At 44.3% G+C, this 20,956-nt stretch carries 15 protein-coding genes and 2 pseudogenes; 15 read left to right on the forward strand and 2 right to left on the reverse strand.

Translation table 11 applies throughout. The features are described from left to right. The first annotated feature begins 41 nt into the window (after positions 1-41). From QWV57_RS06655 to QWV57_RS06710, 12 genes and pseudogenes are all read left to right on the forward strand, one after another. Positions 42-947: a LysR family transcriptional regulator gene (locus QWV57_RS06655; RefSeq protein ID WP_033006131.1), complete on the forward strand. Its 906-nt coding sequence runs from the start codon at positions 42-44 to the stop codon at positions 945-947. A 143-nt stretch (positions 948-1,090) separates the two neighbouring features. After that, on the forward strand, positions 1,091-2,122 hold the full coding sequence (locus QWV57_RS06660; protein ID WP_060788887.1) for an LLM class flavin-dependent oxidoreductase: 1,032 nt from the start codon (positions 1,091-1,093) through the stop codon (positions 2,120-2,122). After that, positions 2,112-3,449 carry an LLM class flavin-dependent oxidoreductase gene (locus QWV57_RS06665; RefSeq protein ID WP_033006128.1) on the forward strand — a complete coding sequence of 446 codons (1,338 nt, stop codon included), beginning with the start codon at positions 2,112-2,114 and terminating at the stop codon, positions 3,447-3,449. Before QWV57_RS06660 ends, QWV57_RS06665 begins: the two co-directional genes overlap by 11 nt. 162 nt (positions 3,450-3,611) lie before the next feature. Then, positions 3,612-5,345, forward strand: coding sequence for a CocE/NonD family hydrolase (locus QWV57_RS06670; protein ID WP_033006135.1), 1,734 nt, complete (start codon positions 3,612-3,614; stop codon positions 5,343-5,345). Positions 5,346-5,382: 37 nt separating this feature from the next. After that, positions 5,383-6,084, forward strand: a complete 702-nt coding sequence (locus QWV57_RS06675) for an HAD family hydrolase (RefSeq protein WP_060788886.1) — start codon at positions 5,383-5,385, stop codon at positions 6,082-6,084. A 38-nt stretch (positions 6,085-6,122) separates the two neighbouring features. Beyond that, complete coding sequence (locus tag QWV57_RS06680; protein WP_060788885.1) at positions 6,123-7,682, forward strand: ABC transporter substrate-binding protein; 1,560 nt, start codon at positions 6,123-6,125, stop codon at positions 7,680-7,682. Between the two features lie 37 nt (positions 7,683-7,719). Beyond that, entirely contained in the window at positions 7,720-8,661 is a 942-nt protein-coding gene (locus QWV57_RS06685; RefSeq protein ID WP_020756994.1) for an ABC transporter permease, read from the forward strand. Positions 8,662-8,670: 9 nt separating this feature from the next. Beyond that, entirely contained in the window at positions 8,671-9,495 is an 825-nt protein-coding gene (locus QWV57_RS06690) for an ABC transporter permease (RefSeq protein ID WP_060788888.1), read from the forward strand. Between the two features lie 336 nt (positions 9,496-9,831). Continuing rightward, on the forward strand, positions 9,832-11,112 hold the full coding sequence (locus tag QWV57_RS06695; protein ID WP_015864039.1) for an IS110 family RNA-guided transposase: 1,281 nt from the start codon (positions 9,832-9,834) through the stop codon (positions 11,110-11,112). 397 nt (positions 11,113-11,509) lie between these two features. Beyond that, positions 11,510-12,646, forward strand: a complete 1,137-nt coding sequence (locus QWV57_RS06700; RefSeq protein ID WP_062899035.1) for an IS110-like element ISGka2 family transposase — start codon at positions 11,510-11,512, stop codon at positions 12,644-12,646. A gap of 250 nt (positions 12,647-12,896) precedes the next feature. Further along, positions 12,897-14,051 (forward strand): annotated as a pseudogene (locus QWV57_RS06705) (ISL3 family transposase). 280 nt (positions 14,052-14,331) lie between these two features. Further along, on the forward strand, positions 14,332-15,135 hold the full coding sequence (locus QWV57_RS06710) for a hypothetical protein (protein ID WP_014194627.1): 804 nt from the start codon (positions 14,332-14,334) through the stop codon (positions 15,133-15,135). A 42-nt stretch (positions 15,136-15,177) separates the two neighbouring features. Here the strand turns inward: QWV57_RS06710 and QWV57_RS06715 are convergent, their stop codons facing one another. Next, on the reverse strand, positions 15,178-15,372 hold the full coding sequence (locus QWV57_RS06715) for a hypothetical protein (RefSeq protein ID WP_014194626.1): 195 nt from the start codon (positions 15,370-15,372) through the stop codon (positions 15,178-15,180). An 817-nt stretch (positions 15,373-16,189) separates the two neighbouring features. Here QWV57_RS06715 and QWV57_RS06720 point away from each other — a divergent pair. Together QWV57_RS06720 and QWV57_RS06725 are read left to right on the forward strand one after the other, a co-directional pair. Next, entirely contained in the window at positions 16,190-17,848 is a 1,659-nt protein-coding gene (locus QWV57_RS06720) for an IS1634 family transposase (protein WP_190300093.1), read from the forward strand. A 540-nt stretch (positions 17,849-18,388) separates the two neighbouring features. Next, positions 18,389-19,303, forward strand: coding sequence for a tyrosine-type recombinase/integrase (locus QWV57_RS06725; RefSeq protein WP_033005380.1), 915 nt, complete (start codon positions 18,389-18,391; stop codon positions 19,301-19,303). Between the two features lie 323 nt (positions 19,304-19,626). Here the strand turns inward: QWV57_RS06725 and QWV57_RS06730 are convergent. Beyond that, positions 19,627-20,328 (reverse strand): annotated as a pseudogene (locus QWV57_RS06730) (ExeA family protein); the annotation flags it as partial. Here QWV57_RS06730 and QWV57_RS06735 point away from each other — a divergent pair. Next, a complete protein-coding gene (locus tag QWV57_RS06735; RefSeq protein WP_020754776.1) occupies positions 20,259-20,696 on the forward strand; it encodes a DUF6262 family protein in 438 nt (145 codons plus the stop codon). The pseudogene QWV57_RS06730 and the gene QWV57_RS06735 overlap by 70 nt on opposite strands. The last annotated feature ends 260 nt before the right edge of the window (positions 20,697-20,956 follow it).

Raw genomic sequence — 20,956 nt, forward strand, 5'->3', positions numbered from 1 at the left:
AGCTTTTTGTTTTCAGATTCAAAAAAGAGGGGGAGAGAAACATGAATATTGATTATATTGAAGCGTTTATGTATGTCGTTCATTTTAACAGCATTCATAAAGCAGCCGACGCGTTGTTTTTATCGCAGCCAACGGTTACGGCGCGGATCAAAGCATTGGAGCGCGAATTGGATACAGAACTGTTTGAACGGCAAGGCAGGAGTATTGTACTTACAGAAAAAGGGAAAATGTTTGTTCCGTATGCCGAGCAGATTCTCCGCACCTTCCATCAGGGGAAAAAACAACTGAAAAAAAGAGCGGACGAGGAAGAGGTTGTCATTGGAGCCAATCTCATTGCATCCCAATATTTTATTCCGTTCGCACTGCCGCTCTGGAAAAAAGCACATCCGGATCTTCGTTTTAAGTTTATTTCAGCGTCTAATGAGGTGCTAATGGATAAGCTGCTTCAAAAGCAGATTGATGTGGCGTTCATGAAAGAAGTGTCGCATCATTCGCTGCAGCATAAACCGCTCCTTGACAATTCGATACGGCTTGTTGTAAAGCCAGGACATCCATTTCAGTTTCAGTCAAAGTTGTCCGCGCGGCAGCTCGCACTTGAACCGATAGTGTTTTTTGAGTGCGGTGCATTTGACTGGAATCGCGTTCACAAAATCTTTGAAGTAGAGAACGTGGAGCCGCGAATTGAATTTCAGGTGGATCATCTCGAAGTGGCAAAATCGCTCATTCAAAGTGGATGTGGGATCGGATTTTTGCCTTATTTATGCATAAAAAATGAACTGGCAACTGGCCAGCTTGCGGAAGTCAATGTCGCTCATTTGATGATGCTGAAACAGTATATTCATGGAATATATTATGGCTCTGAGCCCCCTTTTATATGGAATACCATTCTTTCATCTGTTGAAAAGTTTGCAAAAAATGCAATTACGCCGGTATCACAAACGAATTGATAGATTTTTTTGATGAATCGTATAAATCTTTCTATCACCGGAAGTATTGCCTTTTTCCTTTTTCCGGTGGTAGGATAAATGTCAAAATAAAACCAATTATTCGCACCTACAAACTTGGAATAAAAACGAGGGGAGAAATATGTATGAGTTATCAGCTTGGATTGTTGGATCAAAGCCCGATTCCTGAAGGGGCTTCGGCGTTTGATGCCCTGCAGCAAACAGTCCGCCTCGCTCAAAAAGCCGAAGAATGGGGATATTCGCGTTTCTGGGTATCAGAGCATCATAACACCGAACAACTGGCAGGCTCCTCACCAGAAGTATTGATTTCGTATTTGCTCGCCCGGACCAATTCGATTCGGATTGGATCAGGGGGAGTCATGCTTCAACATTACAGCCCTTTTAAAGTTGCGGAAAATTTCCATGTTTTGTCTTCTCTTGCACCTGGAAGAGTCGATCTTGGTGTTGGGAAAGCGCCGGGAGGGCTCCCATTGTCAACGAAGGCATTACAGTTCGGAACGATGAATGACGGAAAAGACTTTAAAGAGCGGTTCGTTTTTTTAAAAAAATTGATTGAAGATTCCGTCGACGAACACCATCCGCTCGCCGGCATTCGTGCTACACCAATCCCTCCAGAAAAACCTGAAATGTTTTTGCTTGGAGCCAGTCCCCAAAGTGCGCAACTAGCCGCTGACCTTGGTGTTGCTTTTGTATTCGGTCTATTTCTTAATGGCGATATGAAGGTGCTTGAAGAAGCGGCACGCGTTTATCGAAAGGGCTATCCGGATGGGCGTTTTCTCGTATCCGTTGCCGTTGTCGCCGCCCCTTCACAACAAGAAGCGGAACAACTGGCGGGAGAGCAAAAAATATTCAAAGTGCATCTCCAAAGCGGTCGCACGGTAACGGTTTCATCATTAGAACAAGCGCATGCCTTCGGAAAGCAAGCTGACGAAGCTTACGAAGTGGAAGAACAAGCGAGCAATATTATTGCAGGCACACCTTTATATGTCAAAAACGTTTTAACAAATTTTCACAAAAAATATCAAGTAGATGAATTTATTTTGCACACCCCGCTTCAAAAAGCGGAAGAACGGCTTCGGTCGTTTCAATTGCTAAGTCCGATTCACTCGAATGAGGATCACAAAAGTGCAGAAAGGGATGAAGAATATGTCTCATAAAAAACAGATTAAATTGGGAATCATGTTGCACGGCCCGGGCAGTCACATGAATGCATGGAAAGACCCGAGTGTTCCAAAAGATGCAAGTGTGAACTTTCTATATTATAAGTCCATTATCCAGCAAGCAGAGGCAGCAGGATTTTCTTTCGCCTTTGTGGCCGATGGATTATATATTAATGAAAAATCGATTCCTCATTTTTTGAATCGCTTTGAACCGATAACCATTCTGTCTGCCCTTGCAGCAGTGACATCGAGAATAGGGCTTGTCGGCACGGTATCGACGACTTACAGTGAACCATTTACCGTTGCCCGCCAATTTGCATCGCTGGATAAAATAAGCGGCGGCCGTGCTGGATGGAATGTAGTCACTTCTCCGTTAGAAGGCTCTGCAAGAAACTACAACAAAGGAGAACATCCGCCGCATGCGCTTCGCTATGAAATTGCCGAAGAATTTTTGCAAGTCGTTAAAGGCCTTTGGGATTCATGGGAAGATGATGCTTTCGTACGCAACCGTGAGACCGGGCAATTTTTTGATAGAAATAAGCTTCATGTTTTAAATCATAAAGGCCGTTTCTTTTCTGTTGAAGGACCGTTGAATATTGAACGTTCGAATCAAGGGCAACCTGTCATTTTTCAGGCGGGTTCTTCCGAAGCCGGCAAGAATCTGGCTGCAAAAGAGGCAGATGCCGTTTTCACCAATGTAGAGACACTTGAACAGGCGCAGGCTTTTTATGAAGATGTGAAACGGCGGGCAGAAGCGAATGGGCGGAGCAGAGACGAGATTCTCATTTTCCCGGGGATTCATCCAATTGCCGGGGCCACCATTGAAGAAGCGGAAGAAAAATACAAAGCGATTCAAAACCTTGTGTCGATCGAAGAGGCGCTTCATTATTTGGGCCGGTTCTTTGATCACTTCGATTTCAGTGTATTCCCGCTTGATGAGCCGTTTCCGGATGTGGGTGATGTCGGGAAAAACAGCTTCCAATCGACAACTGATCGGATTAAGAAAATCGCTCGTGAACAGAACTTGACACTGCGGGAAGTGGCTTTGCAGGTAACCACTCCAAAAGGAGCATTTTTCGGAACATATGAACAGGTGGCCGATCAATTGATTGCCTGGGTGGAGGACAATGGAGCCGATGGATTCATTTTTGCCCCGCCTGTTCTCGGTAGCGGTTTAACCGATTTTGTTCAGCACGTCATCCCGATTCTGGAAGAGCGGGGCTACTACAGCCGGGAGTATCAGAGTGATACATTGCGGGGAAATTTGGGGCTGCCGTACAAGGAAAATCAATATACGAAAAAATCAAAAGAAGCGATTCATTAATAAGGAGCAAAAGTAATTCCATCGATGCCGTTGCAGATGTTATGGAGACGAAAGCCGGGAAAAATCAACGGAATGAATAGTTGGCGCTGTGGAAAAAGGAGCGGTCTGAAAGGCAGCAGTAGGGTTGCCACCTTAAAAAGGAAGGGAGGGGCATGCTTGGTCATGAAGAAACAGAAAGTAACAGAGAACATTAAAATTACAAGAGATGTGCCCGTTTCGATGAGAGACGGGACCATCTTGTATGCAGATATATACCGGCCAGACGACCAGGAAAAATACCCCATTTTGCTATTAAGAACTCCTTACAACAAGAGCGATGCTCAGACAATGAATTACGCTCATCCAATCTGGTATGCCAAAAATGGGTATGTGGTCATTGTTCAAGATACTCGTGGAAGGTGGAAATCTGAAGGTACATTTGATCCTTATAAGGCAGAAGGACAGGACGGCTATGATACGGTTGAATGGACGGCACATTTGCCTGATGTAGAACCTAAAGTAGGGATGTACGGGTTTTCTTATGCTGCTGCAGTGCAATTATTAACCGCTGCTGAGAGGCCGCCACATTTAAAGTGTATTGTTCCGGCTATGATTGGTTCAGATGGCTATAACGGACATGTTTATAAACATGGCGCATTTGCTCTTGCTTTGAATTTGTCTTGGACATTGTTTGTTAGCCAGGACGAGGCATTTCGCAGAGGAAAATGGGATTGGTTGAGAGAGATTTCTTTCAATACTGCAGCGATCCAATCATTGTATCATTATCTGCCTTTAAAGGATGTTCCGGCTGTCAAAGAGGAATTAACGCCATTTTATCAAAAGTGGCTCGAACATCATGTAAGAGATGAATATTGGGACCGCTACTCGATGCAGGATCACTATGAGAAAATCAACGTTCCTGTTCTTCATATTGGCGGATGGTATGACATCTTCATTGATGGAACGATTGAAAACTTTCAAGGCATCAAAAAATATGCGGATGCTAAGGCAGCCAGTGAACAATATTTATTTATTGCCCCTTGGTACCACATGCCATGGTCGAGATATGTTGGTGAACTAGATTTTGGAGAACATGCCCGCAACCGAATCGATGAAATTCAACTGAGCTGGTTTAATCGATGGTTAAAAGATGAAGAAAACGAATGGTGCCAGAAAAAGCCAGTGAAGTACTTTTTGATGGGCAGCAATGAGTGGAGAGAGGCGTCCCAATGGCCGCCTCCTAATACGATAAACACCAATTACTATCTGCACAGTTCATATAAAGCAAATTCGATCAATGGAGATGGAAAACTGTCCATTCATCTCCCCGAAAAAGAAGCATCTGATATTTTTGTTTATCACCCATCCATTCCAGTACCAGCACTTGGCGGAAGATCAGGAGCAGATCCGGTTTTAACGCCGATGGGGCCAAAAAATCAACTTCCGATTGAAGCACGGAACGATGTTTTAGTTTACACATCAGACATATTAGAAGAAGATGTTTCCGTTGTTGGCGACATTAAAGTGATTCTGTATGCATCGACGACTGCGGAAGATACGGACTTTGTCGTGAAGCTCATCGATGTTCATCCAAATGGAAATGCGTATAACGTTGCTGAAGGAATCATTAGGGCAAGCTTTCGGAATTCCTTGGAAAGACAAGAACCTGTGCCAGCTTCACAAGTCATTAAATATGAAATCAACGCAGGCGCTATTGCCAATGTTTTCAAAAAAGGACACTCTATTCGCCTGGATATCACTAGTTCATTGTTTCCGACATTTGACCGCAATCCAAATAGATTGGTCAAGCCAGGAAGCGCGACGGAAGCGGATTTTATTGCTGCAACTCAAACGATCTATCATGGCGGACGATATCCATCACATGTCATCCTGCCAATTGTTAAAGAACAACGATGATTTCAAGAATGTCCATGTTAACAAGAAGGAGGAAGACATGAAAAAAAAGTTCGTTTGGTTTGATTTAGGTTATACCCTTTTTTACCAGCAGCGAGAATCCATCTACCAGCAATTTCTTAAAGAAAATGGCATTTATATCTCGTTAGAAAAAATCGAAAAGGCTTATCACCTGACAGATAAATATTTTATGAGAGAGTATCCGAGTGTGTTAGGAAAAGAGATTCAAACTTTCTACCCTTGGTATTTAGGTGTTTTGAATTTTAAGCTCGGCCTCCATTTTGATTTGCGCAGGCAAAGTGAACGAATGCAGGAGATGCAAAAGTATATGGAGCAATGGCATCCTTTCCCCTTTGTGAATTCGGTATTATCTCAGTTAAAAAGGCACTCCATCAGGCTTGGAGTGATCAGCAACTGGGATCGCAGTGCCAGAGAACTTCTGGAGAGACATGGTTTAACTGCCTATTTTGATCATATTATTATTTCTGCAGAAGTTGGCGTGGAAAAGCCGGATGCCGCGATTTTTGAAAAAGCCTTAAAAGATGCTGGAGTGTCTGGAGAAGAGTGCATCTACGTTGGAGACAACTATTATGATGATGTGATTGGCAGTTCGAAAGTTGGAATGAAAGCTTTATTGATTAATCGCTTTAATCGGGAAGGGATAGAGGAAATCCGGTATCCTCACACGATTCGTTCTATCGAAGAAGTGCCAGATTTATTGAATAAAATGGGGCTTTTTTAATAATGATAATTTTTTAACGTAAAGGGGAGTTAATTGGGATGGCATTGATGATAAAAAGCAGAAAAAAGAAAAAAACAAATTTCATGAAAGGGCTATGGTTGAGCATTTCGCTTGTTCTATTGCTAACCGCATGTGACAGCCAAAAAGAAACAGCGAATGGCACAGCTTCTACTAAAGAAAAAGTGGATAAAGAAGTGGTTGTTGCGGTTCCCCAAGATCCGGATTACTTGGACCCGTTTTTGGCTCAAGCCGCGGGAACGAGAGAAATAATGTTCAATGTTTTTGAAGGGCTGTTAAAGCCAAATAATAAAGGGGAGCTTATCCCGGCAATTGCGGAATCTTATAAAATTTCCCCAGATGGGCTAACCTATACATTTATATTGAGAGATGGCGTGAAATTTCATAATGGGCAAGAGGTGACTGCTGAGGATGTAAAGTATTCCTATGATCTTTTAGCGGGAATTGATACAGGAAAGCCGTTGTACACTTCGTTTAGCAATGTGGAATCGATTACGGCACCGGATAAGAAAACGGTCGCCATTAAACTGAAGCAAAGAGAAGCCTCCTTCTTGACGGCAGTGACCGCTGCCGTTATTCCGAAAGGTTATAAGGACAGCAATAAAACTCCGATTGGGACAGGCCCTTTTAAGTTCGTGGAATACTTGCCGGGGCAGCGTCTCGTTCTCGAGAAAAATCCTGATTATTATGTGAAAGGTGTTCCTTATTTGGACAAGGTGGAGTTTCGCATTATTAAAGATGCAGAAGCTGCTTTCTTAGCTTTTCAATCAGGAGAAATTGACATTTATCCTCGAATCGGAAGCGAAAAATTAGAAGAATTGGGCAAAGGATATAAGTATGTTAGCGCCCCGCAAAACTTAGTGCAATTGCTTGCATTCAACCATAAAAGAAAACCATTCAATAACAAATTCGTTCGTCAGGCAATCAATTATGCCATTGATAAAGATGAGATTATTAAAGGGGTTGCCTTAGGAAAAGGAACAAAAATCGGTTCGAATATGAGCCCGATTATGGGCAAATATTATCAAGAAGGTTTAGAAGATAAGTATGCGATTAATATCGAAAAAGCGAAACAATTGCTTTCTGAAGCGGGTTACCCGAATGGATTTACAACAACGATCACGGTTCCGTCCAATTATCAGTTTCATGTAGATACAGCTCAAGTAATTGCCCAGCAGCTTAAAAAGATTGGAGTAAAAGCAAACATTGAAACTGTGGAGTGGGGAGTATGGCTGGAGCGTGTTTATCAAGGCAGGGATTATGACACGACGATTATAGGGCTGGATGGAAAATTAGATCCGTACGAAATCTTAAATAAATATTTATCAACAGCAAAAAATAATTTCTTTAATTTTTCTAACCATCAGTTTGATCAAGTGCTGGAGCAGGCGAGAACAGAAGTGGATGAAAATAAGCGGGTAGAACTCATTAAAAAGGCACAGACCATTTTGGCAGAGGAAGCAGCGGCTGTTTACATTATGGATCCGAACACGAATGCGGCATTCAAAGACAATTTGGAAGGATATCAAACGTATCCAATTTATGTCCAAGATATGGCAGCAATAAAGGTGAAAGAGTAAGAGGCAATGGATTAAGGCAAAGGTACGAGGTGATGGTATGAATTTTGTGGTAAGGAGAATGTTTACGTTTTTTCTGACGCTGATTTTTGTCGTTTTCCTGTCTTTTTGCGCATTTCGCATTATTCCTGGGAACCCCGCTTTGGCGATTTTAGGGACGGAGGCCACCCCGGCACAATTGGAAGCACTTAATAAAAAACTCGGAGCTGACAAACCTCTTATCGAACAATTCGGATCATGGATGATTAATGTTTTGCATTTCGATTTTGGCGAATCATTGCGGTTTTCCGAACCTGTTTTAAGTTTAATCATAAGCCGCTCCTCCGTTACCTTCTCTTTGGCCATCATTGCTTTAATCATCACTGTTGTTACAGCGATACCTTTAGGAATGTTGGCGGCAAAGAGCAAAGGGAAAACGATGGATTTTCTGATCTCCATCATTACACAAATTGGTCTTTCGGTTCCCTCCTTTTGGTCTGGCATTCTGCTTATATTGATTTTCGGATTTACATTGAATTGGTTTTCTGCTGGAGGATATGTCCCGTGGTCAAAGAGCCCATTCCTTGCTTTGCGTTCCCTTTTTTTGCCGTCGCTGGCGATAGCGATTCCGCAAATTGCCATCGTTGTCCGTTATTTACGGACAACGATAATTGAACAGCTGAATGAAGATTATGTACGCACAGCATATAGTAAAGGGTTAAAAGAATCGACTATTTATTTCAAACATGTGTTAAAAAATGCGCTTATCCCTGTCGTTACAGTAGTTGGGATGAATTTTGGCGAAATTCTCGCAGGAAGTTTAGTCATTGAGCAGGTTTTCACGCTTCCGGGGTTCGGAAGCCTGCTTGTTTCCGCCATAGGCAGCCGTGATTATCCGCTTATTCAAGGGATGGTCCTTATTATTGCGTTCCTTGTTGTTTTGGTTAACTTAATAGTGGATTTAACCTATCGTTGGTTGGATCCAAAAATGGAATTAAAATAGGTGGTCCGCATGAACTTGCCAAAAAACAGCAATCTATGGATTGGGATATTTCTCGTTTCTGCAATGTTTTTATTTATGTTAGTAAGTTTCTTTTATTTGCCCTACGACATGAATGAGATGAAGATGGACGATCGCCTTGCCGGTCCAAGCCGCGAGCATCTTTTAGGAACCGATAATTTCGGAAGAGATATTCTCAGCCGTGTAATGGAGGGGTCGCAAACTGCTTTTACAGTAGGTTTCTTTTCTGTTGCCATTGGCATCACCGGTGGGTTGATCATCGGGGCTACTGCGGGCTACATAGGAAAATGGGTAGATGAAATTTTGATGCGCCTGATGGATGCTTTATTAGCATTTCCCGGAATTATCATCGCACTGGTTCTTGTTTCTATTTTTAAGCCCAATTTAACGCAGACGATAATCGCGATTGGTATTTTTTTTATTCCCGGATTTGCGCGAATTATTCGCAGCGGCTTTTTGGCCTATAAAAAAGCTGATTTTGTCATAGCGGCCAGACATTTAGGAGCAGGGCATCTTAGGATCATTGTTTATCATATTTTGCCGAATATGATGTCTCCTGTGATCGTGGCAGCATCTTTAAACTTTTCAGCGGCTATTTTAATAGAAGCGGCACTCAGCTATTTAGGCTTAGGTGTTCAGCCTCCGGATCCGAGCTGGGGCAGAATGCTGAATGAATCGCAAAGTTATATTCATAAAGCGCCTTGGTATGCACTTGCTCCCGGCATATTCATTACGTTGACGGTGCTTGGCTTCAATTTGCTTGGAGATGGGATAAGGGATTTGATGGCGCGGAAGGACTATATAGATGCAATTTAAAGCTTTAACATTTTTCGTCTTTGCCGGTCATTGCATCCGACTGTCGAGTGACCGAACAACGCCGCTTAAAGACCCATGAATGGGTCTGTGAAGCGAGTCGTTGTTCGGTCTTCCGTCACGCTAAGGCGTGACGGAGGCAAGCCACACGCTTGCCTTCGACAGTCGAAAATGGGCAAACCACTTTTCTGTCAAGGATATGTTAAACTTCTTTGTTGCATCTATATAGAAAGGAGCATTCCCGTTAGGAGCTTTTCCGGGGACTTGATCAAAAAAAGCCCTCTTGGTATGATGCAGGGGTGTCAAACACATCACTCACCATACCAAGGAGGACTTCAGATGAATTGTACACAAAACTATAAAATTGATCAAGTTACGGAACAAACGCTTGTCGTGGGCATCGATATCGCGAAACGAACCCACTACGCCTGCTTCGTGGATGACCGGGGGCGCGTTCTTCGCAAGTCGTTCCCGATCTTCCAGTCGAAAGAGGGGTTTCAGCAGCTGTATAAAGCGATTCAGGAGGCGATGCAAGCGTTTGGGAAGTCAGAGGTGATCGTCGCGGTGGAGCCGACCGGGCACTACTGGTTGAACCTGGCCTACTTCCTCGAGGAGCACGGGATCCCGTTGGTCATGGTCAACCCGGCGCATGTGTGCCGGTCGAAAGAACTCGATGACAACCTGCCGACGAAACACGACGCCAAAGACGCCCTGGTCATTGCCAGACTGGCAAAAGACGGACGATTCCTCGTTCCCCGGCTGCTGCACGAGATCGAAGCCGATTTGCGCGTGGGAAGCACGCTCAAAGAGAAGCTCCGCAAGGAACAGACGGCGGTGAAAAACGCGATCGTCCGCTGGACCGACCGGTATTTTCCGGAGTTTTGGACGGTGTTTCGCGATCTGGGAAAAACGGCGCTTTCGGTGTTGGAGTGGACGCCGTTTCCGGCCGATATGGCGGGTCGGACCGCCGAGGAGCTCATCGAGGTGTACCGGCAAAGCGAAGGGCTGAAATGCCCGCAGAAGGCCAAAATTCAGGCGTTGATCAACGCCGCGAAGGACTCGATTGGGGTGACGGAAGGGACGACGATGGCCCGGTTTGAGATCGCCGCGCTCGTCCGCCGATACCGCCAATTGGAGGCGGAGATCGCCGCACTGGACGCCGAGTTGAAGGCATTGGTTCAAACGACGATGGAGTATCAATGGCTGAAAACGGTCGACGGGTTGGGAGACGCCACGATTATCGATCTTCTGGCGGAGATCGGCAGCTTCGCCCACTATCGGGACCCGCGTCAATTGGTGAAGTTGGCGGGCCTGACGCTCAAGGAGAACTCCTCCGGCCAGCGCAAAGGGCAAAAGCACATCTCCAAACGGGGACGGAAACGGCTGCGCTCGGTGCTGTTTCGGGCGATGATTCCGCTGATCCGGCACAACGAGGCGTTTCGCGAGCTGCATGAATATTACACGACCCGATCCGTCAACCCGCTGACCGGAAAGCAATCCATCGTCGCCTTGTGCCGGAAGCTGTTGAATGTGCTGTTTGCGATTTGTACGAAGAAACAAGCGTTTGACGCGGAGCGAATGAAGCAGGACGTCTTGTCCCAAGTGCAACGGGCGGCCTAAGGCCTCCCCCTGCGAACGGAAGAATCGTTGGACAACAGGATGACACCGGAGAAGCTGGCGTGATTTTATCCATTCGACCTTGAGTCCCCAAAGGAGCTTGGCCGGCCTCCGCCTGATGACGAGACCGAACGAGGGAATGTTGGCGCGAAGACGCCCGGAGACATGGGAGGGTTCGTCCTCATCAGCGACGCGGAGATCCAAAGGGTGCATCGAATACGCTTCTCCCCACGGAAGGAAAATATCCCCAGCCGTGGCCGCGAAGCGCACCCTAGGTCTGTAAGATATCCACAAAACTGAAAAAGGATGTAAGAGATTTTGTCGAAAAATATTTTTTGGACACCCCTGAGAGGCCGAAAAGCCTTGATAAATCAACATTTCTAGAGGGAGGATTTTCATCATGGATGTCATCTATCCTCGCTGCGCAGGATTGGATGTTCATGCCGAAACCATCGTCGCCTGCGCGCTATGGGAAGAAGATGGACACATTCAAAAGGACATTCAAACCTTCTCCACGTTCTCGAAGGGACTTGGCGACCTGCTTGAGTGGCTCGAAGAACATGGCGTTACCCATGTCGCCATGGAATCCACCGGCGTGTATTGGAAACCGGTCTTCGCCTTCCTCGAGGGCTATGTCGACTTGACACTGGCCAATCCGCAGCGGATCAAAAATGTCCCGGGAAGAAAAACCGATGTCTCTGACGCCGAGTGGATCGCCAAGCTGCTCCGCCATGGACTCGTTGAAAAAAGTTTCGTCCCCCCAGCGGATATTCGCGAATTGCGGGATTTTACCCGCCTCCGCAAAAAGTGGGTCGGACAGCTGACTTCGGAGAAAAACCGGATTCAAAAAGTGCTCGAGTCTTCCAATGTCAAACTCGGCTCGGTCCTCTCCGATCTCTTCGGCGTTTCCGGAAAAGACATCCTCGCCCGGCTGCTTGAGAAGGGATACGTGGACAAGGACGAGTTGGATCAATGCCTGCGCGGAAGGCTCAAAAAGAAAAAGCAAGCGGTGTACGATTCGCTGCTCGGCACCTTGACCGAACACGAGCTCCGTCTCCTTCGCCTCTTGTGGAAACACGTGGAGGAATTGGAGCGGCTCATCGAAGAAGTCGACCAGCACATCGACCGCCTGCTCGAGCCGTATCGGGAGGAAGTGGACTTACTGATGACCATGCCTGGAATCAAAAAACAAACCGCCGCCGTCATCATCGCCGAGATGGGAACCGACATGAGCGTCTTTGAAACGCCGGAACGGGCGGCTTCATGGACGGGATTGTCCCCCGGCAACCATGAAAGCGCCGGAAAGCGAAAGAGCACGCGCACGACAAAAGGCAATCCCCATCTCCGATCGGCGTTATGCGAGGCGGCATGGTCAGCAGCTCGATCCAAGACGCATCCCTTGTCCCGAAAGTTTTGGTCGTTGGCGGCCCGGTGCGGGAAGAAAAAAGCCCTCATCGCCATTGCTCGGCGGATGTTGGTGATCATCTTTTGCATGATCTCCCGCAAAGAGCCGTTCCGCCAACCACAACTTATTTAGTCTAGCCAAAAGGCAGACAGGTTATACGAGATGCCTAAAATCGGGCACCTCTGCTTTCCTATTGCCTTTTTTGGCCATTTTCAGTATACCCGCACGGATCAGGAGCGTATACCGCACTCACCAAGTGGTGGGGATTTTCACGGAAAAGAGAAAGCACTAACAAGATCTTGGCAATAATGTTAGCGACGAAACAAACATTAAGGAGGTCTCGTAAGCGCTTTCTATATCACTAGGATTGCCAGAATTTCAAATGGTTAAACAAGAACTTCTTTCCTATGGTTATGCGATTCATATAGAGAAAACAGAGACACAGGGACGTTGTCCTCATTGTGGGTTTGCCACTTCCTCTGTCCACGACAGACGGACAAGAAAAGTACGGGATTTGGCGATTTTCCATCAACCGGTGTACTTGTTCGTAAAGGTAAAGCGCTATCGATGCTGGAATTGTTCCCAAGTGTTTTCCGCCACTTTGGAGTCGATTCAACCAAACCGGCATGACACCAATCGATTTTATGAGTACTTGTATGAACTGTGTGAAGGCTCCACCATTCAAGAGGTCAGTCGAAAGCACCGCATCCCATATACGACATTGGAGCGCATTTATTACTCCATCGCGTCAAAAAAAGCAAAAGAACGCCAAACAGCAACGGAGGCATCTTTTCAGGAAGGGATGGCGCTTAGCTTAGATGAAATCGCTGTAAAAAAGGGACATCAGTACGAAACCGTGTTGATGGATGCCAAAGCCGGATCAGTCATGGGAATGCACGCCGATCGCCAATATGACTCTGCCATAAACTTGTTGAGCCGAAACGTCCTGTCAAAAGAAATGGTCCAAACGGTGATTCTTGACATGTGGGAACCCTATCACAAGGAGGTTCGCGCTCTGTTTCCATCTGCTTCGATTGTTATCGATAAGTACCATGTGGTTCAAAAGGTGACACAAGCCTTGGATCAGGCGCGAAAAGAGTTCCCGCGATTGAAAAAGGCTAGATTCCTTCTGTTAAAAGGGTATGAAAAACTTCGTAAGAATCAGCAGTTTCGATTGAACGATATCTTGGAGGAATATCCCGCACTTTCGATTGCTTATTATCTCAAGGAGCTATTTCGAGATTTCTACCGAACCGATCATTATGACCAAGCAAAAGAATGCTTGGAATAATGGATTTGGTTAGCAAAGAAAAGCCCTTTTGTCTCTTTTCAACAAGCAGCTAACACTTTTGAAAGGTGGAAGGAGCCTATTCTTCAATACTTTTTGTACCCGTATACGAATGCACGAATGGAAGGCAGCAATCACAAGATCAAAAATATCAAACGCCGGGCATATGGCTATCGAAATCTAGAACGGTTTCGTTTACGTGTATTTCTGGAGTGTACAGGGAACACTACAGGTAGTCAGGCTGCCTAAGCACTCCCTTCTTCCGCTATCGGTATGATAGTTGGTAGAATGGAACCCGTCAAGGAAAGCACTTGACTGTTTCCATTCTACCAACTTCGTGGTCTGTATGCGGAAGAAGGATCCTGACTGATGAACCTATTTCATCCAGCTAACATGTATCTAGGATTGAGTAGAAATCACAGAAAATGGTGAAGACCCAAAAAATGATTAAATTATGAATTGACATTAAAAACCAATAATGGTTTAATATACTTGAAAACAGAATCTAAAAGATTAGAGGGGGAATGCTATGATTCTGTCAAGAAGAACGAAAAATTTAGGTGTATTATTTGTAGGTGTATTATTGTTTTTTTCTCTTATTGCAATATCTGTTAAATCATTTACTTATGCTAAGGAAAAAGACTTAACTCTTAATGGACAAGTTACATTTGGAATTTCTTTGGATGATGCACCAAAAGACTTAATCGACAATATGAAACAAGATGGAGTACATTTTATTGGTAAAGATAAAAAAGAAGGAATAGTCTTAAACCCACAAGGACTAACGATAAATATAAATGATTCCAATGGAAATACAGTATCAACATTACATCCTGATGTAAATGGTTTATTCGAATCACCACAACTGGATCCAGGTAAATACGAAATTAATGTTTTATATGGAGAGAAAACCATTTATACAGATAAAGTAAAAGTCGGCAATAAAAAAACATATCAATTTAAGGCTCTCATTCCTCTTAAAGATTTTTTGGATGAAATGCATCCTGCTATAGATGAAAACGACAATCATAACGATAATAGCATGGATAACACGGGGACGATAACTATTCAGAGCCATAAATCCCCTCATATTCCTTGTAATGATTATAATGGCGTAGATTCAGATGGCAGACATGTGCATGACTGGACCCACTTCAAAGGAAGCGATTGCTATTGGGTATTTGCGGTTTGGATGCGTACACCTCAATGCGCTTTAGATAAATGGGACAGCACAGAATATTGTGATGGTACGAGAAATTGCTCACCAGCTATGGGACATCCTACAAAATTCCACTGGCACGATAATTTCGAAGGAACTAAATGGCATTACTAATATAAAAAAATAAAGGGGCTTGCCGAAAAGCATTCAGCCCCTTTATTTTTTGCTTGGTATGTGATCTGCATAAGGATCATATATTCCTGTTACAAGTAAAAATACAATAATAATTAAAATACCAATAAAAGTTAGCCCCATTTTGAATAAATTAGGTTTAATTTTTTTTAAAGGAATTAAAAACATTGATAAGAGAATAATAATTATAATTAATAAAATGGCTAATCCGATATTCATTGTTTCACCTTCTTGTTTTTGATTTATAATCAAAAAACACACTTAAAAATGTTTGTGTTGTAAATCGTATATGAGTAGATTGCAATTATAAAAAACTTAGTACCATAAGAACAAATCAAGGAAATATAACCAATAATTACAAAAACAATTTCGAATTTATTCTAACATTAAAAATAATTTTGATCAACAAAAATATTAAATTGGGGACAGAGAGGTTTATCAAAAAACAAAAGCTCAAATTTACCCGACTAAAATTCCAGCATAATACCAAATTATTTCCATTAATGAAAGCTCTTTACCTGTTCTCACACAACGGCTTATTTAAAAAAGCAATAAGTAAAATTGGCATGGAAATTAAGTAATATCTTCAAAAAAGAAAAAGTAAGTGAAAAACAAATCATTCACTTACTTTTTCCCCATTACTATGGATGTCGTTATTCTCTTTTATAGAAGAAAGCAACAATGAACGAAATGACAATAGGAGTAAAATCAAAATAATCAGATGTCGTTCCAACGCTTGTTTGATGTTTGTAAAATTTAAAGAAATCAACCCCAAAGCCATATCCGATAATTGCATAGACGGTATATACAATAATAGAGAGAATAATTGCATGAACCATCAACTTAAAAAATTCCTTTTTTGTCATAATACCCAATCACCTCCCTGTATAGGTTGATATACACTATAATTTAGTGTATAATTCCTTCTTCTTATAACTCACATTTCGCACCCTCTCGACGAAAATCGGGAGGATTTTTTCGTTCCGATGTCGAATGAATCCTTGACACACAAGGAACGTAAAGGAGTTTTTCTCTTATGAACGTTCAAGTCAAAAAGGTCTATCGCAATTCTTATTTGAATATAATAAGTGCCCTATTCAAGAAACTGGGTCTGCCTCAATTGATTGACCATCTCGTGCCCGTCGATCCGCAGTGCCAAACGCGAGTCAGCGATGCCGTTCAGGCCATCCTCTACAATATGTTTGACGGCCGGCAAGCCCTTGTTCACTTGGAACATTGGGCTCAGGAGGTCGATTGTGAGAAACTCATCCGTCCCGATCTCCATCCTTCCTGGTTGAACGACGATGCGTTGGCCCGTCATCTCGATCGCCTGTATGAGGCTGGCATTCACAACGTCATCAGCACTTGCTTGATTCATATTTATCGAAAAGAAGGCCTTTCCCTCCGAGCCTTCCACGCCGATACGACGGACAAGACCGTTTACGGCGCGTATGAATCGGCCTCGTTAGAGGCCTTACAAATCACACATGGCTACAACCGCCATCATCGTTGGCAAAAACAGATCGGTTTCGGACTGGTCGGCAACGAGGACGGCATCCCGTTTTACGGCGATGTGCACGATGGCAACCTGCCCGATAAAACATGGAATCCCGAGGCGCTGTCTCGTGTCCATGAACAGCTGAAGCAGGCCAAAATCGAAGACGAATGGATTTACGTGGCCGATTCCGCCGCGATGACGAAAGAGACCCTGGCGCAAACCAAAGCGGCCAACGCCTTTTTGATCACCAGAGGCCCTTCGTCGCTCCGGATCGTGAAAACCGCGCTGGCCGAAGCGGATGCTGAGGACACGACGTGGAGCGATCCCTTTACGTTGGCGGAGAGAAACGGCGCCACGTACCGGGTATGGGAAACGGCCTCGACGTATGAAGGCCACCCCGTTCGGCTGATCGTTGTTGAATCGAGCGCGCTCGACCAGCGAAAAGGAAAGACGCTTGAAAAAGAACGAACCAAAGAAGCGGAGCTTCTTCGCGAGGAACAAGCCCGTTGGGAGCGTCACCCCTTCTCCTGCCGGGAAGATGCCGAACAAGCCTTGGCGTCCCTCAAGGCGTCCCTTCGCCCCCGGTTTCATCGGGTTGAGGCCGCGGTCGAAGAGATCGTACGCCTGAAAAAACGGCGCGGACGGCCGAAAAAAGGGGCGGAACCCGAGGTGGAGACGCTGTATTTCTTGCACCTTGACGTCGAATTCGACCAAGACGCGTGGGAACAGGCGAGACGGAAAGCGTCCCGGTTTGTCCTTGTCACGACCGTTCCGAAGGAATGGAAAGGCCAACCCATGGATGCCCAAGAGATCTTGAAGCTGTATAAAGGGCAGATCTCGGTGGAAATGAACTTCGCTTTTTTGAAAGATCCGTTTTTCACGGATGAGATTTACGTCAAAAAACCAGAACGGGTCGCAGTATTAGGCTATTTGTTTCTGTTGGCCTTGGCTATTTACCGCGTTTTTCAGCGCCGAGTGCGTCAGTTTATTACTCCAGAACACCCGTTGAAGGGTCCTGGAGGCCGCAAGCTGACCCGGCCGACGGGACGGGCGATTTTTCAGCTGTTTCAATATGTGAACGTCGTCCTGTTCAAGCTGCCGGATGGGCGCATCCAACGCTCACTGGATCGCTCCCTTACCCCTGATCAGCGAAGGATTCTGCAGGGATTGGGCATGGATGAGAGCATCTACGTGTAACGTGATACGGAACGACCAGCGATGGTAAAAAAAGGATTGCCATCGCTCGTTGTGTTGGTCAAAAAATTATTCTGAAAAACTAAATAAAAAATCCTTTGTTTTGACCTTGTTAGGGTGCGAAATGTGAGATGGAAGGCGAAGCACCGCCCTTCCTTTTCCTTTGCATGGCTTCCCATCCTACCCACTTTTTTTGAAAACATAGTCTATTTATGGAACAAAATGGGTTTCAGACATTCGTCTGAAACCCATTTTGTCAACAGTCTGAAGCTAGTTATATGATAACTAGCTTTTTTATAAATTATCTCATTTTCCTCTCCCGTAAACCTTTTTCAAATTACTCGTTTTGTTGAGAATTGATGAACGTAACATAATATTCATCATTCAACATTAGATCGATTTAACTAGCCGCATAATATACATTATATGACTAACAATTGATTCTTTTTTATGATATACTCGTCATATAATGTTATTTTTTAAAGCGATTATTTGCTCTTTGAATCGATTTAAACTCGTCGTATAAGTGAAAGGGTGAAAAAGATGCTAAATGAGTATGTCACCTACCTTCAGGAGAAAGGAGCTTCTTCAAACACGATCATCTCCTACACGAATGACTTAAATATCTTTTTCAATGATTTACATATCCGTCCAGGTGATTACGTCACGGCGGCTGACATTCGCAAATGGATCGAGCAAATGTTGAATCCAAAGGAAGGGAAACCATTGGCCATTTCCACGATCAACCGTCGGCTTAATTCGCTGCGAAGCTTTTATGCATGGGCAGTCGAACATCATAAGCTCGAACAGAACCCAATGAAAGACATCCAGGATTTAAAATCGGCTGATGAAGACAACGAAAAAATTATGTGGCTGACGGAAGAAGAATTTGAGGACTTATTACATCGGATGCGGAAAAAACCGGTGCAAAGCCGGGGAGTCGATCCCGAGGAGAAATATCGGCGGGACCGCGCGGTGGTGTACCTGCTTACTTATGCGGGATTGCGGGTGGAAGAGTTATCCAATTTAAAATTAACGGACTTAGATTTAGAAATGAAACGAATTCGAATTGTAGGAAAAGGCATGAAAGTTCGAACGGTGCCTATTTCGAATATCTTGCTGGCAGAACTCGAGGATTGGCTGAAGTTTCGTGCGGAAATGGCGAAAAAGAAATCGCATGTGGCCGCATCGCCATATGTCTTTTACAGCCAGCGTTCTCCGAAATTTTCGGTCCGGGGCATTCAGCGAATGATCGAAAGCTACAGCCTGCCGAACAAAAAACTGACGCCCCATATGTTCCGGCATACGTTTTGTAAGTGGATGTTAAAGGCGACGAACAACGATATCGAGAAAGTGCGGCGGCTCGCTGGTCATAGCAATATTGCCACGACGTCTCGATACTTAAAAGACAGCTATAGTGATTTGGCGGATGCCGTGGAGGCGTTGCCGAAATTTTAATAAAGTTGGTTGTGCGTAGGTGTGGTAGGTGTACCGATAACGATTAGGATAGTCCAGTACGACCATGACATCTTTAAATCCTTATTCGAGGATTGCCATGTCCTTTGACGTTTTCTTACCCCATTAATGTAAATTAGCACATTATTTCAGAATCCCTTTTTCAAATTATTTCGAACTTATTCGGAAATAATGTGCAAAATCTTTGCGAATTATTCCAGGTTTTGCAGATTATTTCCGAACGTTTGCACATTATTTCGGATGATCAACTAGAATGAGGATGGATCGGGATGAAACATAACAGGGGCCGATCAGCCCCTCCTGTGTCAGTACCCCATTTCTTCGGCTTCCATACGCACAATGTCTTCGTCAATCATATGTTTTTTTAATTGAGCGCCGTATAACAGGCAAGTGGTGGCAAGGTTGTTGATGATCCGCAACCACCTCTGCGACTGCAGGGCGATCGCTTCTAAGGCAGCTGGGGTAAAAATCGGGTGTTTCGCCCCCTCCTGTTTCAGGCGGTGTTCGATATATCCCACCACTTCTTCCTTATCAAGGGGCCCCATCTGGTATCGCATGATGATTCGTTGGTGAAGCGGACGGTGTTGATTCAACCGTAGTTTTGCCTGTAAATGGGGCAGCCCCGCCAAAATCAAGACAAACGGATTCGTTGAGTCCATGTGAAAGTTGAACAGGATCGCGATATCCTGCAGAAAGGCATCCTTCGCTAAATGCATTTCATCGAGGATGAACACTGACGTTACCCGTTGTTCATGATACAAGCGCTCGATCCCTTGTTGGATTTGATAAAACAAGTCGACCTTACGGTACTTCGGCTCTTCCCCGAGCCCGAAGGCAAGGCCGCGATAAAAGTCCATCACGCTTCCCGTTGACAATGGAAAATAAACGACGTGATACAGTGACGGATTCAGGGATTCCTTAAACGCCCGAAGGGCGAATGTCTTGCCGGACCCTGGTTCACCAATCAATAATCCGATCCCTCTTGTTCGGTTCACGTAGTCCAAAGCGCAATACAGGTGAAATTGTTCGTTTATCAAGAGAAAAAGCCTTAAAAACAAGAGATAACGCAGAGAAAGTTCTATCAAGAATGACTTTAGAGGGAAAAACAATCAACTTTAATACTGTTTCTAAGGAAGCTGGTGTGTCAAAATCATGGTTTTATAAAGAGCCTGAAATTAGAAAAAGAATTGAATCAATTCGGGGACAACAACAAAAAAGTTTAAATGGTGCCTTAAAGCTTCAAAAACAAAAAAGTTTAAAGTCCGAAGAGGTATTGATAAAAAACTTAAAAGGACGGGTCAAGGTTTTAGAAGAGGAAAATTTATTATTGAAAAAGCAAATTCAAAAATTATATGGGGAACTTTATTCTATATAGGTGCAATTTGAATCTTTAACATTTGTAGTTTTTACAGAGCGATTGGATCGACTGTCGGGCGAGCGAACAATGCCGCTTCCGGAACCATGTATGGGGCTGCGAAGCGGGTGATTGTTCGGTCACCGCCAGTCGAAAAGTGGATAAGCGACTTTTCCGTCAATGATATGTTAAACTTTTTCGTTGCATGTATATAAAAAGGGGTAGTACCAGCGTAGCTGACACCATCCGCAAAGCATATGTAATTAAATGGTGATTTTACA

Origin of the sequence: Geobacillus zalihae, from assembly GCF_030414215.1 — a bacterium.
Lineage (GTDB): Bacteria > Bacillota > Bacilli > Bacillales > Anoxybacillaceae > Geobacillus > Geobacillus zalihae.

Bases quoted from the DNA above. Each gene is read 5' to 3' on its own strand.
- QWV57_RS06735 (WP_020754776.1), top strand. From the start codon at position 20,259: ATGTCTTGCCGGACCCTGGTTCACCAATCAATAATCCGATCCCTCTTG.
- QWV57_RS06715 (WP_014194626.1), bottom strand. From the start codon at position 15,372: ATGAATATCGGATTAGCCATTTTATTAATTATAATTATTATTCTCTTA.
- QWV57_RS06690 (WP_060788888.1), top strand. From the start codon at position 8,671: ATGAACTTGCCAAAAAACAGCAATCTATGGATTGGGATATTTCTCGTT.
- QWV57_RS06725 (WP_033005380.1), top strand. From the start codon at position 18,389: ATGCTAAATGAGTATGTCACCTACCTTCAGGAGAAAGGAGCTTCTTCA.
- QWV57_RS06710 (WP_014194627.1), top strand. From the start codon at position 14,332: ATGATTCTGTCAAGAAGAACGAAAAATTTAGGTGTATTATTTGTAGGT.
- QWV57_RS06665 (WP_033006128.1), top strand. From the start codon at position 2,112: ATGTCTCATAAAAAACAGATTAAATTGGGAATCATGTTGCACGGCCCG.
- QWV57_RS06685 (WP_020756994.1), top strand. From the start codon at position 7,720: ATGAATTTTGTGGTAAGGAGAATGTTTACGTTTTTTCTGACGCTGATT.
- QWV57_RS06655 (WP_033006131.1), top strand. From the start codon at position 42: ATGAATATTGATTATATTGAAGCGTTTATGTATGTCGTTCATTTTAAC.
- QWV57_RS06670 (WP_033006135.1), top strand. From the start codon at position 3,612: ATGAAGAAACAGAAAGTAACAGAGAACATTAAAATTACAAGAGATGTG.
- QWV57_RS06675 (WP_060788886.1), top strand. From the start codon at position 5,383: ATGAAAAAAAAGTTCGTTTGGTTTGATTTAGGTTATACCCTTTTTTAC.
- QWV57_RS06695 (WP_015864039.1), top strand. From the start codon at position 9,832: ATGAATTGTACACAAAACTATAAAATTGATCAAGTTACGGAACAAACG.
- QWV57_RS06700 (WP_062899035.1), top strand. From the start codon at position 11,510: ATGGATGTCATCTATCCTCGCTGCGCAGGATTGGATGTTCATGCCGAA.
- QWV57_RS06680 (WP_060788885.1), top strand. From the start codon at position 6,123: ATGGCATTGATGATAAAAAGCAGAAAAAAGAAAAAAACAAATTTCATG.
- QWV57_RS06660 (WP_060788887.1), top strand. From the start codon at position 1,091: ATGAGTTATCAGCTTGGATTGTTGGATCAAAGCCCGATTCCTGAAGGG.
- QWV57_RS06720 (WP_190300093.1), top strand. From the start codon at position 16,190: ATGAACGTTCAAGTCAAAAAGGTCTATCGCAATTCTTATTTGAATATA.